General features: G+C 61.4%; 26 protein-coding genes. 21 read left to right on the plus strand and 5 right to left on the minus strand.

The window, feature by feature from the left end:
* Positions 1–4: 4 nt before the first annotated feature.
* Both H146_RS21170 and H146_RS20130 read right to left on the minus strand, forming a co-directional pair.
* Positions 5–706: a hypothetical protein gene (locus H146_RS21170; RefSeq protein WP_156826655.1), complete on the minus strand. Its 702-nt coding sequence runs from the start codon at positions 704–706 to the stop codon at positions 5–7.
* Between the two features lie 902 nt (positions 707–1,608).
* A complete protein-coding gene (locus tag H146_RS20130; protein ID WP_169433450.1) occupies positions 1,609–2,289 on the minus strand; it encodes a LexA family protein in 681 nt (226 codons plus the stop codon).
* Positions 2,290–2,412: 123 nt separating this feature from the next.
* On the opposite strand from H146_RS20130, the gene H146_RS0101915 reads away from it, so the two are divergent.
* The 10 genes from H146_RS0101915 to H146_RS22395 all read left to right on the plus strand — a co-directional run bounded on the left by H146_RS0101915 (position 2,413) and on the right by H146_RS22395 (position 7,269).
* A complete protein-coding gene (locus tag H146_RS0101915) occupies positions 2,413–2,625 on the plus strand; it encodes a helix-turn-helix domain-containing protein (protein ID WP_019950157.1) in 213 nt (70 codons plus the stop codon).
* A 59-nt stretch (positions 2,626–2,684) separates the two neighbouring features.
* The gene (locus H146_RS0101920) at positions 2,685–3,023 is read left to right on the plus strand and encodes a hypothetical protein (protein ID WP_019950158.1); all 339 of its coding nucleotides are present in this window, start codon (positions 2,685–2,687) and stop codon (positions 3,021–3,023) included.
* A gap of 19 nt (positions 3,024–3,042) precedes the next feature.
* The gene (locus H146_RS0101925; RefSeq protein ID WP_019950159.1) at positions 3,043–3,246 is read left to right on the plus strand and encodes a hypothetical protein; all 204 of its coding nucleotides are present in this window, start codon (positions 3,043–3,045) and stop codon (positions 3,244–3,246) included.
* A 226-nt stretch (positions 3,247–3,472) separates the two neighbouring features.
* Positions 3,473–4,372 (plus strand): replication protein, encoded by a 900-nt coding sequence (locus H146_RS0101930; RefSeq protein ID WP_019950160.1) that lies wholly within the window; start codon positions 3,473–3,475, stop codon positions 4,370–4,372.
* A complete protein-coding gene (locus tag H146_RS18165) occupies positions 4,372–5,052 on the plus strand; it encodes a DUF6475 domain-containing protein (protein ID WP_019950161.1) in 681 nt (226 codons plus the stop codon). Before H146_RS0101930 ends, H146_RS18165 begins: the two co-directional genes overlap by 1 nt.
* A complete protein-coding gene (locus tag H146_RS0101940) occupies positions 5,049–5,288 on the plus strand; it encodes a hypothetical protein (protein WP_019950162.1) in 240 nt (79 codons plus the stop codon). Before H146_RS18165 ends, H146_RS0101940 begins: the two co-directional genes overlap by 4 nt.
* The gene (locus H146_RS0101945; protein ID WP_019950163.1) at positions 5,285–5,800 is read left to right on the plus strand and encodes a hypothetical protein; all 516 of its coding nucleotides are present in this window, start codon (positions 5,285–5,287) and stop codon (positions 5,798–5,800) included. Before H146_RS0101940 ends, H146_RS0101945 begins: the two co-directional genes overlap by 4 nt.
* A complete protein-coding gene (locus H146_RS0101950; protein WP_019950164.1) occupies positions 5,797–6,423 on the plus strand; it encodes a hypothetical protein in 627 nt (208 codons plus the stop codon). Before H146_RS0101945 ends, H146_RS0101950 begins: the two co-directional genes overlap by 4 nt.
* Positions 6,423–6,719: a hypothetical protein gene (locus H146_RS0101955; protein ID WP_019950165.1), complete on the plus strand. Its 297-nt coding sequence runs from the start codon at positions 6,423–6,425 to the stop codon at positions 6,717–6,719. The genes H146_RS0101950 and H146_RS0101955 overlap by 1 nt, the downstream gene beginning before the upstream one ends.
* A gap of 289 nt (positions 6,720–7,008) precedes the next feature.
* Positions 7,009–7,269: a DUF3892 domain-containing protein gene (locus tag H146_RS22395; RefSeq protein WP_019950167.1), complete on the plus strand. Its 261-nt coding sequence runs from the start codon at positions 7,009–7,011 to the stop codon at positions 7,267–7,269.
* Between the two features lie 47 nt (positions 7,270–7,316).
* Here the strand turns inward: H146_RS22395 and H146_RS22400 are convergent, their stop codons facing one another.
* Positions 7,317–7,499: a YjzC family protein gene (locus tag H146_RS22400; RefSeq protein WP_083920758.1), complete on the minus strand. Its 183-nt coding sequence runs from the start codon at positions 7,497–7,499 to the stop codon at positions 7,317–7,319.
* Positions 7,500–7,831: 332 nt separating this feature from the next.
* Here H146_RS22400 and H146_RS0101975 point away from each other — a divergent pair, with 332 nt between their 5' ends.
* Together H146_RS0101975 and H146_RS0101980 are read left to right on the plus strand one after the other, a co-directional pair.
* On the plus strand, positions 7,832–8,563 hold the full coding sequence (locus H146_RS0101975; RefSeq protein ID WP_019950169.1) for a hypothetical protein: 732 nt from the start codon (positions 7,832–7,834) through the stop codon (positions 8,561–8,563).
* A 327-nt stretch (positions 8,564–8,890) separates the two neighbouring features.
* The gene (locus H146_RS0101980) at positions 8,891–9,442 is read left to right on the plus strand and encodes a hypothetical protein (protein ID WP_245558680.1); all 552 of its coding nucleotides are present in this window, start codon (positions 8,891–8,893) and stop codon (positions 9,440–9,442) included.
* 42 nt (positions 9,443–9,484) lie between these two features.
* Here the strand turns inward: H146_RS0101980 and H146_RS0101985 are convergent, their stop codons facing one another.
* Entirely contained in the window at positions 9,485–9,763 is a 279-nt protein-coding gene (locus H146_RS0101985) for a helix-turn-helix domain-containing protein (RefSeq protein ID WP_019950171.1), read from the minus strand.
* Complete coding sequence (locus tag H146_RS0101990; RefSeq protein ID WP_019950172.1) at positions 9,753–10,070, minus strand: hypothetical protein; 318 nt, start codon at positions 10,068–10,070, stop codon at positions 9,753–9,755. The genes H146_RS0101985 and H146_RS0101990 overlap by 11 nt, the downstream gene beginning before the upstream one ends.
* 227 nt (positions 10,071–10,297) lie before the next feature.
* Here H146_RS0101990 and H146_RS0101995 point away from each other — a divergent pair, with 227 nt between their 5' ends.
* From H146_RS0101995 to H146_RS0102035, 9 genes are all read left to right on the plus strand, one after another.
* Positions 10,298–10,603: a hypothetical protein gene (locus tag H146_RS0101995; protein WP_019950173.1), complete on the plus strand. Its 306-nt coding sequence runs from the start codon at positions 10,298–10,300 to the stop codon at positions 10,601–10,603.
* A complete protein-coding gene (locus H146_RS0102000) occupies positions 10,590–11,123 on the plus strand; it encodes a lysozyme (RefSeq protein ID WP_019950174.1) in 534 nt (177 codons plus the stop codon). Before H146_RS0101995 ends, H146_RS0102000 begins: the two co-directional genes overlap by 14 nt.
* Complete coding sequence (locus tag H146_RS0102005) at positions 11,120–11,602, plus strand: hypothetical protein (RefSeq protein WP_019950175.1); 483 nt, start codon at positions 11,120–11,122, stop codon at positions 11,600–11,602. The genes H146_RS0102000 and H146_RS0102005 overlap by 4 nt, the downstream gene beginning before the upstream one ends.
* Positions 11,541–11,705: a hypothetical protein gene (locus H146_RS22405; RefSeq protein WP_425411311.1), complete on the plus strand. Its 165-nt coding sequence runs from the start codon at positions 11,541–11,543 to the stop codon at positions 11,703–11,705. Before H146_RS0102005 ends, H146_RS22405 begins: the two co-directional genes overlap by 62 nt.
* A 135-nt stretch (positions 11,706–11,840) precedes the next feature.
* Complete coding sequence (locus H146_RS21175; protein ID WP_156826657.1) at positions 11,841–12,440, plus strand: hypothetical protein; 600 nt, start codon at positions 11,841–11,843, stop codon at positions 12,438–12,440.
* On the plus strand, positions 12,430–13,146 hold the full coding sequence (locus tag H146_RS0102020) for a terminase large subunit domain-containing protein (protein WP_169433451.1): 717 nt from the start codon (positions 12,430–12,432) through the stop codon (positions 13,144–13,146). Before H146_RS21175 ends, H146_RS0102020 begins: the two co-directional genes overlap by 11 nt.
* Positions 13,143–13,865 (plus strand): phage terminase large subunit family protein, encoded by a 723-nt coding sequence (locus H146_RS0102025; protein WP_026351688.1) that lies wholly within the window; start codon positions 13,143–13,145, stop codon positions 13,863–13,865. The genes H146_RS0102020 and H146_RS0102025 overlap by 4 nt, the downstream gene beginning before the upstream one ends.
* A 1-nt stretch (position 13,866) precedes the next feature.
* A complete protein-coding gene (locus H146_RS0102030; protein WP_019950177.1) occupies positions 13,867–16,005 on the plus strand; it encodes a portal protein in 2,139 nt (712 codons plus the stop codon).
* Positions 15,989–16,201 carry a hypothetical protein gene (locus H146_RS0102035; RefSeq protein ID WP_156826658.1) on the plus strand — a complete coding sequence of 71 codons (213 nt, stop codon included), beginning with the start codon at positions 15,989–15,991 and terminating at the stop codon, positions 16,199–16,201. Before H146_RS0102030 ends, H146_RS0102035 begins: the two co-directional genes overlap by 17 nt.
* Positions 16,202–16,228: the final 27 nt, after the last annotated feature.

Raw genomic sequence — 16,228 nt, forward strand, 5'->3', positions numbered from 1 at the left:
TCACTTACCCTGTGCGTAGATCCAAATCGAGATCACCCAACTCTGAGTCGAACGAATTGTCAATGGGCGGCGTGCTGTATCTGTCTGTCTTGTATGTAATTGGATCGCTAGTGGTTTTGATGGCTAATCTTGCTTCAAAACCCGAAAAATAATTGTTTTTCAAGATGGGTAGCGATAACTCAATTTCCATGTTGTCGCTAGCATGATCCTTGTCAAATGAACAGCAAAGAAACCACACCTGCGGTGCAGGGGGGAATATTGGAAAGGTATAATTCACGGGCGTCGTGATGAGTTGCGTTGTCTCAGATCCAAATCCCGTATTATTTTTCGGTAGGCGGTTGCGATCAGCTGCGCAATCCACATTCCTATAAAAGATGATGATATTTGCGTCTGAGTTATATGCGTAGCGTAAGTGTCCACTTCTTATCGGCTTCCATTCTCCATGCCTTGAAAGAAGCCTGTTCAACTCCTCGGTTCCTTTGGAGTGAGCTTGCCTCATCTTGTCTCCAGGCGGAGCATTGTTGCCTACTTGGCCCGCTGCGTTTGAGGCAGCGATCGCGACATTTTCAAGGTCTTCAGCCACGAAGGTAGACATAAAGTGTTCAGCGATAATCTTGTTGATATGCTCGACATTGCTTACATATCTAGCCTGGGCTTGATCGGTGAGCCCTGCGATTACCACCGGCGAGTGCTCAATCTCTGACACCTTCGAATTCGACACGACGACCCCCTCATCAATTTTTCACGGCTACATTGTAGGTCGGAAAAATTGATGAGACAACTCCCATCCCTAAACAGCCTCAGCGAAGCCGCTTGGGGATGCGCCCTGGTTCCAGGGCGATCCGTTGTGACACGACCCGGCATCGCTCTCTGCCGTGGGGAGCCATCCCCGCTACGCCATGGCCCTCGATTGCCTGGCGCCCGCTTGGTCGATCGTGCCCCCGCGCCTGCTGTTGCACTTCGAGCCTCTGCTGGAGGCGGCGCGAGCCCCATGGGTCCCATGGGGTGGAGATCCTGAGTTGTTAAAGAGCGTGGCCGTCCGGCCGGTGATGCTTCCTTGGCCTGGCAGGGCCAATTGTGTTGTTGCCGTGGTTAAATATCACGTTTCGTGAATCAATAGTCAACACATAAAGTGATATTTTTTGCGGCATCTGTGTTATGTACTTGACCTGATGGGAAAAGATTTTTCGTGAGGTACAAAAAAGCCCGCCTCCGAGAAGAGTGCGGGCCGGGCAGGATAGGCTTTTCTATCAGTGGCCTTTGGAATCAGGCCAGTATTATCAATAACCTGCGGCTATTTTAATCTCTTGAGGATGAAATAGAGAACAACTGCAATGATGGGCCAAGAGATCATTTGGCCCTCTCTGTCCAGGCCCATGGCGCCCGCAACGGGCACAGAGATAGCAACCACCACGCAAGCATAAATTGCGAACCAGAAGGCATTCACAGCGAGGCTTACCGCGCCCCCAATAATCGCCTCGGTTAGTTTTGGGGCCTTGCGAAGGCAGAAGCCCAAAATGAGAAAGCCGATGAGCCCTAGTATGAACAGGATGACGAGGACGCTCCCCGGCCCTCCCATGCTGATTCCATCGTACCGCATTCAGATACCTACCTTTGTCGCAATTCCATCTGGGCCATGACGACGCCTGTCACGCGGCAGTTCCCGTTGATAGAGATGTAGGGATCCTTCCAGGCCGGGTTGCGTGCCTTGAGCATGCATCCCACGCCTGGCTCCTCCAGGTACTGCTTGAATGTCGCCTCGCCGGTTTCAGTCATAACGGCGATCACGTCGTCGCCGGACTCTGGCACCACCTCGGGGTCGATGAAGATGATCCGGCCTGGCGGGTACTTGTCGAGCATGCTTTCCCCGACCACCTTCAGGGCGAAGGTGTGGGGTCCGCAATTTGGCGGGCGCGGATACCAGTTGGTGCTTTCAGGATCGAGATCCACGAAGCAGACTTCGGTGAAGCCGCCCGCCTGCACCCACGAAATTTCTGGAATCTGGGTGACCATGGCGGGGCCAGGCTGCAACTCCTCGCCATAAGACGCCAGCGCGTGGGGCGCATGTCCAGTACCCATCTGGCCCTGCCCAGTCCAAACCCAAGCCACATTGAGATCTAGAGCCCTAGCGATCTTTTCCAGGTCAGTGCGCTTGGCTTCGCGCAGTCCGCGCTCGTAATTGGAAATCCGACCCTGAGATTCCCATCCGCACATCCTGGCAAGCTCGGGCTGAGTAACCCCTCTGAGAAGTCTCGCTTTCTTGATCCGCTGGCCAACTGTCTCGCTCATCTTCCTGACTCTTAAGTGATTGACCATAGAGTAACCACGCATCGTGGTAAGTCATTCGACGAATCGTGTTTCTATAAACCACATAACGTGATATGCTTGCCTCGTAAACCACGGGGATTACCCATGAACCTCAAAGTGCTACGTAAGCGGGCCGCGATGACTCAGCGAGAGCTGGGCGAAGCAACCAACCTCGGCCAGACCGCTATCGCCAACTACGAAACGGGTTATCGCACCCCGGATCTCGACAAGGTAAGAGCGATCGTTTCTGCCCTGCGTCGGCGCGGAGTGGAGGTGACCCTTGATGACGTAGTCGGCGAGCCCACAGCGGCCGCCTAACCCCCGTACGCCGTCCGTGAGGCCCGCGTGCCACCGCAACCGACAGAAGGACCCCGTCAATGCATTCACGCTTCATCGAAGACCGGCGCTGCAAGGCCGACGGCGAGCACCTCGACAACCCGGTGAAGACCCGTCTCACCGATGAGGAGTTCGACCGCCTCGAACGCCATGCCGAGAAACGCCACGGCGGCGTGCTGTCGCACACGCTCCGCGAATACCTGCTGATGTCCATGGATATGGTGGAGCGGCGCGAGCAGGCGCTTATCGAGGCGCTGGATTCGGGCCAGAACCGGGATGAGCTACAGCGCGAGATCACGCAGGCGCTGATGGCTCAGATCGTTGACCAGCGCATGACCGAGCGGCTCGCCGCCAGGGTAGCGCAACAGCAAACGGCCTGAGAGGGCCGGGGAGTCGCCCATGACGCTCGCAGACATTCGCGGGGCACTGGACATGATGAGCCCGGAAGGGCGCAGAGCGCTCGAGCGCGAGGCCCTGGATCTTGGCGTCAGCGCGGAGCACCACTTCATCGATAGCTTTCTGAGCCAGACCGGGAGGCTCCAGCAGCAGCTGTATTCGTTGCGATCGGTGCCGACCAGGGCCCGGCTGAGGGCGGTGAAGTAGAGGAAGGACGGGGCGCTGATACAGCGCCTTGTGCCGACGACACAAGGCCCTGTCAGGCCAAATTCAGATGGGCAAACATGAAAAAGCCCCGGCGGGCTGTGGGGGCCATGTGCCGGGGCTTCGAGAGGACTTCAGTATGACAAACATTGCCGAGCTTGACCAGTACCGTGAGCGCCGAGACGGCGCCCAATCGTCGGGCCCTGACGGTCCGTCAAGGAGCCCGCAAGTGGAAGACGGCTACACGCGGATCGCCAACGAGCTATTCGAACTGGTCATGGCAGCCCCGTTCACGCTGCGCGAGATGCGTGTCGTGCTGGCCGTGATCCGTTTCACCTACGGCTGGAACCGCAAACAGGCGCGCGTCACCGGCGGCATTCTGGCCGAGCTGACGGGTATGCCGGCAACTAATGCCAGTCGCACTCTTTCAACTCTGGTGAGCAAAAAGGTCATCGTTCGTCATGGCGGAAGTCGCTCTCCAGTATCCCTGAACAAACACTCTGACGAGTGGAAAATTGGACGTTTAGAACGGTCATTTCCAGAGCCCAAAAATGCCGAGTGTGACCAATTTGTAGGGGGTGATTCAAAACGGTCACAGTCAGACCGTTTTGGTCACACTGAATGTGACCAAAATAGTCACGCTTCTAAAGACATGAAAGACAAACCCCCTCTCCCTTCGGTCGAGGGGGAAGGGCGTAAGCCTGAGAAACCTGCCAGGAAATCTAGCCCCAAGTCCAAATCAACCGAGCTCGATCTGAGCCAGCTGCCCGCCGAGGTATCGGCGGAGGCGGTCCAGGGATTCATTGACCATCGGCAAGCGCTCAAGAAACCGCTGACCCAGCGCGCTCTCGATCTGAACGTCAAGCAGGCCCTCCAGGCTGCTGCACAGATCCCGGGGCTGACGCCTGACATGGCGCTGGACGAGACCGTACTCGCTGGCTGGCAGGGCGTAAAAGCCGATTGGCTGGCACGGCGCCTGAGCCACCAGCAGCGACAGGGCGGCGGCATGAACTATGCCGAAAGGCTCCATGCGAAAAACCAGCAGGCGATCCGGGAAGCCGTCGAACGACGCAACACCGCCCCATCCCCGTCTGACGATCTGCTCAATACCGAAGGGGGACATTGGTGATGATCGACAGCGACTTTGAAGCCTTTGCCACGGCCTGGGGGCAGGTGCAGGAGATCTACAACCGCAGCGTGACGCCGGGAACCATCGAGTTGGTGTTTCGTGCACTCAAACACCTGGAACTGGATGAAATCCACCGGGCGCTGACCCTGCACATCCAGAGCCCCGACACCGGCCAGTTCCCGCCCAGGCCGGGCGACGTGATCAAGTTCGCCCGCGGCGACAGCCAGAGCCGCACGCTTCAGGCCTGGGCAAAGGTCGAGCGGGCTATCCGCAGCGTCGGCCACTACCGGGATGTGGCCTTCGACGACCCGCTGATCCATGCCGCCATTGAGCGCATGGGCGGTTGGACCGCCGTCGCCACCGCCGAAACCGAAAAGGATCTGGTCTGGCTGCGCCAGCGCTTCGAGGCCCAGTACCGGACCTATGCCATTCATCCGCCGGAGACCTGGCCGCGATTCCTGCCCGGGGCGGCGACCCAGCAGAACGCCCTGATCGGCAACCACACCCGCGGCCAGCTGCCCGGGCGCGACATGACGCTGATCGGGGATAGCGCCCGGGCCGCTCGCGTGATCGAGGGCGGCCGCGACATCAAATCCAACGGCACCGACGTGAAGCGCCTGAGCAATGACGCGCTGTCGGGCCTGATCGCCAACATGTCCAGCAATCGAGGTGCGGCATGACTCGGAAACCCGATCTTCAGTTGCTCACGCTTCGTTGCCTCGAACGCCACGATGATCCGGTGAACACTCACCAGATCGCGGCGGAGGTAATCATGCGCGGCGGTTGGCATCCGGAGACGCGCGACATCATCGCCGCCATCGAGTCTCTGCGCGAGAGGGGCTACCTGATCGCGGATGAAGAAGGCGTCGAGCGCCGTTACTGGCTCGAGCCCACCACCGGTGGGACTGCCGCATGAGCAGGGCGAAGCGGTCGAGCAAGCGCCAGCCCGTCTACCTGCGGGCCATGCAGATGATCGACCCACGCACCGGGGCGGTGGTCTCCGCGCTGGTGCCGGCAAGCGGGACCGACCAGCAGGTCATCCGAGAGCGCGGCGTCACGATCGGCAATGTGCTGCGTGCCGATCTCACCCAGCCACGCAACCAGCAGTTCCACCGGCTCGCGCACGCGATCGGTGGGCTCTGCGCCGAGCACATCGACGCCTTCGAAGGCCTGGGCCAGCACGACGCGCTCAAGAAGCTGCAGCGGGAGTCCGGTGTCGAGTGCGATATCAGCACCATCGATATCCCGGGCGGCGGGGCACTTGAGTACCGGCAGCCGCGGTCGATGGCGTTCGACTCAATGGACCAGGGCCAATTCTTCCAACTCGTCTCGGCGCTGTGCGGCTACATCGCTCGGGCCTATTGGCCAAGCTGTACCGCGGAGGAAGTCGAAGCAATGGCGGACGCGATGGTGCGGGAGGCGACATGACCTTCATTCCAAAGAAACCAGAACTGTCGACATTGACCGAGGCCGTGGTACAGGACCTGGTGGCTAAGCGCTGCCGCGATCTCAAGCACGACGTCACCGTGCCGAATTGCGGTGTGTTGGGCTGGGAGTCCGACGTAGTCAGCCTGACGCGGACGCGGCTCGCCCACGATTTCGAGATCAAGGTCTCTCGCGCCGACTGGCTGGCCGAGTGCCGGAAGATCCGCGCCGGACATGAGGTCGATGGGCCATACGCGAATCCCAAGGCCGCTCGCGCGTGGTACTGCCGCAACGCGGGAGGCATCGCCAAGCAGATACGCCAGCACCTGCGAACGACTACGAAGACCGGCAACTGTGCGCATTACACCGAGTTCGACGGTCGCATCGTGGCGCATGCGGGGCCCGCGTATTTCTGGATGGTGACGCCGCCGGGAGTGATCGCCGATGGAGAACTGCCCGAGTATGCCGGCCATATCGTGGTCTGGGAGCGAGGCGCCAGCCGATGTCTGCAAGAGGTCCGTCCGGCGCCCCGGCTGCACACGGTCAAGATGGGCGATGCCAACGTGCTCACAATGGCCCGGGGTGTAACGCTCCGCTACTGGCAGCAGCGCCAGGGGGTGGCCTGATGCTCGCCCAGCGCCAGGCCGTCCACCGCGACCGCAAGTGGCTCAAGGCCGTCCACGAGCTCGACCAGTGCGTTCTATGCGGCAGCTGGGGCATCCAGGCCGCGCACCGCAACCAGGGCAAAGGCATGGGCAGGAAGGCCGATGACTGCCTCACAGCGGCTATCTGTCCAGACTGTCACCACGAGATCGACAACGGCCCGGGCATGACGCGGGAGCAGCGGCGCGCCCGGCTCGACCAGGCCATCGTGCTCACCGTCCAGCAGTTGGCCAGGCGCGGCCTGATTGGGGTGAAGTGATGGAGCCGATCGTGCTCTTTGTGCCGTATATCGCCAGCAGCACCAACACTCGGCAGCACTGGACGGCCAGGAAGCGCGATGTCGACGCCGGCGTGCTGCCGGATGATCGCGGTGAGTATGTGCGGCGCGTCATCCTGGAGCCGCCGGAGGTAGATCGGCGTGCGGAGTCCGGGACGTGGATTGAGATTCGGGGGGCTCAGACGAAAGCAGCCTAGAGGCAGGACCCTGTCATGTGTGATGGTGAAGTTGCGCAATCAAGCGCTACAAAACCATATGCAGGGAGATAGCAATGGCTCGACGACGAGTAACCGCTACCGGCAAGGATTCCGACGGAGATATCACCAAGCTGTGCAACTCCGGTGAATCATGGTCCCCGCGAAGTAAGGCTCACGCCATCAACGATATCAACGGTGGTCAGGCCTACTACACGCGAGACAGTCAAGGGCGTGAGGCAGAGGTGCGAGTGGTAAACCAGGGTGGCAAGCAGTACTTGCGCACTACCCAAGACAAGAGCGACGATAACAACCTCGACAACCTACCGGACTGCTGAACGGTACGACGGCACGGTACACGGTACGCCGTGCCGTTTTCGTGCCGTCAACAACGCCTCCTCGGTAGCTTTTTCCAGTTGTTGCCTTTCCTACTGGTCGGTGGGAGGTGGCCATCATTGGATGAGATGATCACTTGCATGGCGCCAACGACCTCACCGCCACGTGGGCCTACTTCGAGGTATTCACCTGGGCCTGCCGGTTTCTCGCCGGGTTCCTGCAGCTTAGCCATGGTCGACTCCTGGTTTTCGAACAACCCTTTAAATGGCGCAAAAGGCTCGAGCGCCGAGGCTGGAAAACGGCCACCGATTCGGTGCGCCAGATTATGAATGGATCAAGTACCACGCAGCGTGGCGAGGGCGCATCTACTCAGGCCGGTACCGGTTGATCGATTGCCCTGAGAGCGATAGGTGGAATGAGGGCTCCCATCGATATTTGGTGCAGCGGCGGCCTGGTGTCGAGGAAGTGGTGTGGCGTCGGTGTAGCTGAGTTTCGATGGGTCATCGATCGGGGCTCCCATGTCACCGTAAGATGCGAATCTGATCACAGTGGAGGGACGCTGATATGAGTACTGAGCGAGATAACGATGGGCTCGACGAAAACCTAGACGATCAACTCATAGCTTGGGGAAAGGCCGCGGCAGGGCTGATCCCGGTAGTTGGCGGCTTCGTTGGGGAGATGATTGGTATTGTCATCCCGGCTCAGCGCTCTGACCGGATAGTTGCATATTTGCGAGGCTTGAAGGAAAGGCTCGACCACATGGATGAAGAGTTTCAAAGATCCATTCGCAACAACGCCGAGAAAATCGATCTCATCGAGGAGGGTGGATACCAGGCTGCTAGAGCTACTACGGCAGAGCGTATAAACCTTATCGTTGAAGCGGTAGCAAGGGGGCTGACGGCTGAGGAATCTGAAGTGGTCCGCCGGAAGCGTCTATTGGTTCTGTTCGGGCAATTAGATGAGGACGAGGCAGCCATCCTAAACGCCTACGGTCAGTCGTATGGGCGTGGCAGAGACCCTGAGGACCCGTTCGCTGGTATAAATCGGCCGCGACCTCCCAGGATTGGCGGTTCTCAAGAAGATGTTGACGCAAACTCGCTCTACGAGATCGGCATTGCTCACTTAACGAGGCTGGGCCTCTTGAAGAAAAACTTCGGTTCGCTCAAGAAGGGGCAAACACCGACGTTTGATCCGCAGAAGGGGGACTTCGAGCATCGGGTGGAAGTCTCGACATTGGGGCGCCTCCTTCTAAAGGAGATTGGCCGCCCCACACCTTTCGATCAACAGACCGATTAGCTCTCGTTAATCACTCAAAGGTCAACCCCGTAACATAGTCACCCACCACGCCGTGAGGCGTTGATAGCTTGCTTTGTGGGCAGCTTGTCAGTGGACTGCCGAACGGCTCGGCCGTTCATCACTCTCCCGCCATCCTGGTACAATGGGCGCATTGATAGCCCACCGTGAGATGCGCTCCTTCACAGCATCGAGTCCTCCTGACGCAACACCGGGAAGCAACATCGCAACAAGCGACGCAACAGACGCAACCGAGGGCCGGTAGAGATGCGATATTCAAGCGCCAGACAGATGATCTTTGATGCCTATCGCTGCGCCGGGAACAGCGTCATGGCCGGCGCCGTTGAGCGTGCACGCTGGGGAGTCGATGTTCAGACAACAAGGCGCAACAGCAACGACTGGCACATCGTCCACGGCCTTGAGGCAGGCGCGGTGATCAGCGCCGTCGAGTCCTTGCCGGCTCACCTGCAGGCGATGGCGCGTTACTGCTGGGGCCCGTTCACGCGCGACGAACTGGCAGTCGATCATGAGGTGTTGCACGCCGCGCTGGTCGATCGCTTGCAGCGGACCAGGCTGCCGGGGCAGGGCGGCGCAGATTTTCCGTCGGTAGCAGCAGCGGGGGCGATGCAGGCGCTGTGCCGGGCGGCGATCCATCACCACTCGCAGGTGACGTGGCCCTACCGGCGCCCCGGTCTCAAAGGACCGAGGGCGATCGCGCGTTGGCTTGATGATGAGCGAGGCGAGGAGATTGACGTGCGCCGATGGAGTGCGGCCGGCCGCCTGAGCTGGTCTGATGTGTGGGATCGAATCCTGCTACTGCTGGATGATTGGGAACTGCAGGCGCTGGCGCCGGTGGCAGGACTGATGCCGCAGGCGGCTTGAGAGCCTGAAAGGGCGCGGCTCACAGGGAGGCAGGTGCGTGAGTTACAGATCCCTCAGCGCTTCCGGATGCTTCTCGGCCACCCGCAGCAGCCGCAGCGCCGGACCGGTTGGCGTGCGCCGCCCTTGCTCCCACTCTTGCAGGGTGCGCAGGCTGACGCCCATCAACTCGGCAAACTCGGCTTGTGACAGCGCCATGCGGCGGCGTGCAGTCCGAGCCTCGGAAACCTCGACCCGTGTCACCCGAGCCGCCTCGCCGCGCTTCATCTGGCGCACGGATTCGAGCAGATCACGCCCGAACTGCTCCATTTCCTTATCCACCATGACTCACCTCTTCTTTCAATTGATTGAGAAGCGCGACCGGCAGGTTGTCGAACTTCGCCTTGGTGTAGACGATCAACAACCAGATCGTTCCGTCATCCAGGGTGTTGTCGTAAATCACCCGCGCGCCACCCCGCTTCCCCATGCCCTGACGGCTCCAGCGCACCTTGCGCAATCCGTGGGTACCGGGAATCACATCTCCGGCCAATGGGTTATCGGCCAGCCAACTGATGAAAGCCAGGCGCTCGTCGTCTTGCCAGACCTGGGCCGCGTAGCGCTGGAACATGTCGGTTTCGATGATCGTGTACATGCATCCGATAATACGTCATTGACGTATTATCCACAACCCATCCAGCAGGCTTGCCAACGTCTGCCGAGGTGAAGCGCTTGCAAGGTGTGCCCGGGCAGGCCATCATATCCCCACTATCGATCACTGCGCCCTGACTTAAGAGCCGGGGCGTTGTCGTTTCCGGCCCTGCCATTCCCTGGCGGGGCCTTTCTATTTCCACTCCCACGCCGCGAGGCGCCGGAGAATTCATGCCGCATCTCAAGTTTTTTGACGCCGGGCGGGTTATTGCCTATGGCGGTGGGACGGGCGTATCGGCGACCAGCGTTACCGCCAGAGCTGCACCACATCCTGCGATAACCCCATCACCGGGCGAAATTGTATCCCTTCTCAATGCGCCGCTGATGCAATTTGGCGGCGTGCAGATCGTCATTGCTGATGTCATCAGCGTTGGCGGCATCGTGCTGGTCGCAGCGCGCCTGACGTTTGATGTCTGGTCCTATCTGGATAAGCGCAGGCGCGACAAGCGCAGGGAGGGGCGCCATGAGGGTCGGTAGAAAAACGATTGCCAGCGTTGTCGGCGGTGGCACCCTGGCGATCGCCGCTGCCATCGTATCCCCCTGGGAGGGCACCAGGCTCGAGTCCTACCAGGATTCTGTCGGCGTCTGGACGGTCTGCACCGGGCACACCGCAACCGCAGCACCCGGGCAGACGCGCACGCCGGAAGCGTGCCGCGACCTGCTGGAATCCGATCTCGGCGCCGCCCTGGCAGCGGTCAATCGCCACGTCGAGTATCCGATCAGCAACATGACCCGCGCTGCCCTGGTGTCGTTTGCATACAACGTCGGCGAGGGCGCGTTCGAACGCTCCACGCTGCTCGAAAAGCTCAACGCCGGTGACGTGCGAGGTGCCTGTAACGAGCTGCCCAAATGGGTCTATGCCGGTGGCCAGCGTCTGCGCGGGCTGGCAAAGCGCCGCGCGAATGAGCGACAGGTGTGTCTCGATGGCATCGAGCGGCCATCTGTGGTGTACAGCGACGGATGGACGGCAAGGCTGCAGCTCGAGGTGTCCCCATGATCGGTGCTATCGGGTCGTTGTTCGGTCGTGCTGCCGGGCGCATCGGCGTCAAAGGCGTGATTATCGTTTTGATCGTGATTGGCGTGGCGGGGATGTCGGCCGCGCTGCGCGTGCAGACGCTCAAGGTCGATAACGTCGAGCAGGCGCGCGACGCCGCTGTCAATGCGCTGGCTCAGGCCGAGGGCACCATCCAGTGGCAACGCAGTCAGTTTGCCGCAACCATTCAGGCGCTGGAGCAGCGCGACGCCGCCCTGCAACAGGTAGCAGAGCGCATCAGGATGCAGCGAGAGCAGTTGGATCAACTGGAGACAAGCGATGCGCAGACCAGCGATTGGCTCGATCAGCCTGTGCCTGCTGGTGTGGCTGGCTGGGTGCGCGACCTCTCCCAGCCCGATTCCAACACCGGCGTGGCCGACAGTGCCAGCGTACCTGACAACACCACTGCCGGCGCCGACACGAACGGCGAGCAGCAACCGTGACCTTCTCGACCTGCTTGCCGACTACGAGTCGCTGCGCCGACGTGCCAATGCCGATCGGCTGGCCGTCGAGCGGATCATCAGGCATGAGCCTTCCTCGCCGTGAGGCGACACGCCGCGCTGTGAAGCGCTGCGACACCACCGGCTCGCCGTGAGGCGCCCGGTTTTTGAGTTTCCGCCGCGCCGGTTTTCCGGCGCCGCAGCAATGGAGACGCCGCTCGTGAGAGCCGCGTGAATGACCATGGCGAGATCCCGATACGACTGGGAGGCCATCGAGCGGGATTACCGCACCGGCCAGTACACCCTGCAACAACTCTCCGACATCCATGGCCCGAGCCGCTCTCGCATCAGCCGTCACGCCTCAGAGGGCGGTTGGCAGAAAGACCTGACCCAGGCAGTTGCGCAGCGCACCCGCGAGAAGTTGTCGCGCCAGCAGCACGAAGAGGTGCGCGAGGGGGTGCGGGCGCCAACCGACGAAGAACTGATCGAGTCGGCCTCTGATAACAACGTGCTGGTGCAGGCGTGCCATCGGCAGCGCCTCAAACAGTATCGCGAGATGGCCAACCGCTACGCGAAGCTACTGCAGAGCCAGATGGCGCGCGACACGATCACGGTGCAGACCAAAAGCGGCGACCCGGCAGAAGTCGACACGCCGCTGAAGTACCTGGGCGAATGCATGACCTATGGCACCCGCGCCCTGGAGAGCGTGATCAAACTGGAGCGCCAGGCCTACGGCATGGACGAGGAGAATGCCGACCATCCCCCGGAGCGCGAGCTGACCGACGACGAGCTGGACGCTCAGATCGCCCGCTACGCCGCTCAGGTGGATGGTGAGCAGTGATCATCGCAACGCCAAACTGGCGCTGCTGCGCGCGCTTCAGGAGAGAGACAGGAGGCGCCGCTACAACCTGATCGATCAGCTGTTCCCGGATAACGGACTGCTGCGCCGCGAGCTGTACCCGCGCCACATGGAGTTCTTCCGCGCCGGCGCCTTCCATCGTGAACGGCTTTTTCTGGCCGCCAACCGCGTTGGCAAAACCATTGCCGGCGGCGGAGAGTGTACGTGGCACCTGACCGGTGACTATCCGCACTGGTGGCCGGGGCGGCGCTTTACGCGGGCGACCTGGGGCATGGCAGCCGGCGACACCAGCCAGACCACCCGCGACATTATCCAGCACAAGCTGTGCGGCGGGCTGTGGGGCACCGATGAATGGGGCACGGGACTGATACCGCGGCACCGGCTGGGCAAGCCGACGCCATCGCGCGGCATCGCCAATCTCTATGAGGAAATTCCGGTACGGCACATCAGCGGCGACTGGTCGCGGCTCAAGCTGCGCAGCTACGACCAGGGCCGGCGCATCTTTCAGGGCACCGAGCTGGATTTTTTCTGGCCCGACGAGGAAGTGCCGCAGGATGTCTACGAAGAGGGGCTGATCCGCACCATGACCACCGGCGGTATGATCATGATGACCTTCACCCCGCTTCAGGGTCTGACGCCGCTGGTGGTGTCATTTTTGGAGTCACGGCACGAACAGGAGCCGGTATGAGCCGCTATACCGTGCAGGCAGGATGGGACGATGTCCCGCACCTGAGCGAGCAGGACAAGTCGGAGCTGCGCGCCTCGCTGTCGCCGCATCAGGCCGACGCCCGCTCTAAAGGCATCCCCAGCCTGGGCGCCGGCGCGATCTTTCCCGTACCGGAAGAGGATATTGTCTGTGACCCCTTTCAGATTCCCGCCTGGTGGCCACGGCTCTATGGACTGGACGTGGGCTGGAACAAGACCGCTGCCATCTGGAGCGCGCTGGATCGCGACACCGACACGCTCTACCTCAACAGCGAGCACTATCGCGGCCAGGCGGAAGCGGCGGTGCATGCCAAGGCGATCCGCATGCGCGGCGAGTGGATACCCGGCGTCATCGACCATGCCGCCCGCGGCCGCAGCCAGACCGACGGCAAGACGCTGTTTTCGCTCTACAAGGGCGAGGGGCTGCACCTGCACAACGCCGAGAAGGCCGTCGAAGCAGGTTTGATGGCAATGCTGGAGCGGCTTTCTACCGGGCGCCTGCAGGTGTTTTCGACGCTCCAGCACTGGCTGGCCGAATATCGGCTCTACCGCCGCGACGAGAAGGGGCGAGTGGTGAAGGAAAACGATCACCTGATGGATGCCAGCCGCTATCTGGTCATGGGGCTGCACCACGCCACGACGCGACCGATCGAGCGCGCCCCCGGCGCCGCAATGCCGGGTGACCTGACGACAGGATACTGACATGGCAGAACCCGCGACTGTCGAGATGACAGACGACACCGAGGCGCAGGAGGGCGAGCGCCAGAAGAGGGAAGCGCTGCTCGACGCGCTGGGCGGCAAGCTGCAGCGTCTCGCCCAGGAGCAGGTGAGCGCGCGCCAGTCGATCGAGCAGCGCTGGCTGGAGGACCTGCGCCAGTATCACGGTGAGTACACCCCGGATGAAAAGGAGCGCATGCGACGCAACGGCAGCTCGCAGGTCTACGTCAATATCACTCGCAACAAGACCCGCGCCGGGCAGTCGCGTCTGGCCGACATGCTGCTGCCCAACGATGACCGCAACTGGGCCATCAAGCCCACACCCGAGCCGCAGATGTCGGTCATGGGCGGCGAGGCCGATCAGCAGCAGCTGCACGAACAGGCAGAAGAGGCGGCGCGCGGCATGCAGCGTCGTATCGAGGATGACCTGACCGAGGCGCGCTATAACGCCATCATGCGCGACGTGATCGGCGACATTGCGCGACTGGGCGTAGGTATCGCCAAGGGACCGATTGTCGTCAATCGCCAGCGCCGCGCATGGCGACAGAATGAGCAGACCGGTTACCGCGTACTGGAGATGATGGATGAGCTGCGCGCCGGGCTGTCACGCCTTGACCCCTGGGATTTTTTCCCGGACATGAGCGCGGCGTCGATGGGAGAGGCCGAGTTCGTATTCGAGCGCAAGATGCTCAACCGCAAGCAACTGCGCGAACTGGCCGGCCTGCCCGGCGTGATCGAAAGCCAGCTGCGCGCCGTGCTGGAGCAGGATGCGGAGGGCCACCGCATCAGCCAGGACTACCGGCAGGACCTGCGTGCGATTACCGGCGTCGATACCCTTGCCGCCAGGGGCCGCTGGGAACTGTGGGAGTACTGGGGGCCGCTCGACAAGGATGAGCTGCGTAGCGCCGGCGTTGATGATATCGATGATGACCCGCTGATCGAATACAACGGCTGCGTGCTGTTCGTGGGTGAGCACGTCATCAAGGCCAGCCTCAACCCGCTGGACAGCGGCGAGTTGCCCTATAGCGTCAGTAACTGGGAGGAGGACGACGCCAGCATCTTCGGCTTCGGCATCCCTTACCTGATGCGCGACCCGCAGCGGATCGCGGCCAGCACCTGGCGCATGATCATGGACAACGCCGGCCTGACCAGCGGCCCGCAGATCGTCGTCAATCGCAACATGGTCAAGCCGGTTGACGGCGACTGGCGCATCACCCCGCGCAAGTTGTGGGAGTATAGCGGCGACGGGCGTATCGATCAGGCTTTCCACGCCTTCAACGTGCAGGCCAATCAGTCCGGGCTCTACAGCATATTCGAAGCGGCCCAGCAACTCGCCGATACCCAGACCAATCTGCCCATACTGCTGCAGGGCGAGGGCGCCAGTGGCGGCCCCGGCGCGAAGACCGCAACCGGCATGCAGATGTTGATGAACAACTCCAACATCGTGCTGCGCAGCGCGGTCAAGAATTTCGATGATGGCATCACCGAGCCGCTGATTCGCCGCTTCTACGACTGGCACATGGCCTACGGCGATGACGAGGCGATCAAGGGCGACTTTGCCATCGTGGCACGCGGTTCCAGCGTGCTGATTGAGCGTCAGGAGCAGCAGGAAAAGCTGCTCATGCTGGCGCAGATCGCCGCCAACAACCCCGAGTTTGCCCGCTCAACAGAGTGGCAGGGACTCTATCGCGAGATCGTCCGCTCGATGTCGGTGCCGGCCGAGAACGTGCTCAAGGATGAACAGACCGTCGAGCAGGAGGCGCAGCAGCAGGGGCAGGAGATGCCGCCCGAGCTACAGATGCAGATGGCCGAACAGCAGCTCAAGGAGCAGAAATTCCAGTTCGAGCAGCAGAAAGCCCAATGGGATGCCCAGCTCAAACAGCAGGAGATGCAGTTTGAGCATCGCCATCAGGCGGCAAAGCTGGCGCAGGAGCGTGAGATCAAACTATCCGAGCTGGCGCTCAAGCAGGAGATGACGCTGGCACAGTTGAAAGCAAAACTGGACATCGACAGCGCCCGCATCCAGAACGACCGCGAGACCGCCGCCGCCAACCTGATGGATAGCCAGAACCGTCGCCAGGCAAAAGAACAGAACATGGATATGGGGTATGACAGCTATGGCTGATATCGACCGCCACAGCGCTACCTGGCGAGCATTGGAGCAGCACCTGCGACAGCGCCGCCAGTCCACAGTCGAGGCGCTGATCAGCGGCAGCCCGCATGACGAGCGCCGCCGCGGCGAGATCAGGATGATCGATGAACTGCTGGCGCTGGCCGCGCCGGCAGAACAGGACGCGCCGCCACCCGTCACCTACGACTGACCACCCGGCCCGCAGGGGCCATCATCA

The sequence above is a fragment of the Kushneria aurantia DSM 21353 genome (assembly GCF_000382245.1).
GTDB classification, from domain to species: Bacteria; Pseudomonadota; Gammaproteobacteria; order Pseudomonadales; family Halomonadaceae; genus Kushneria; species Kushneria aurantia.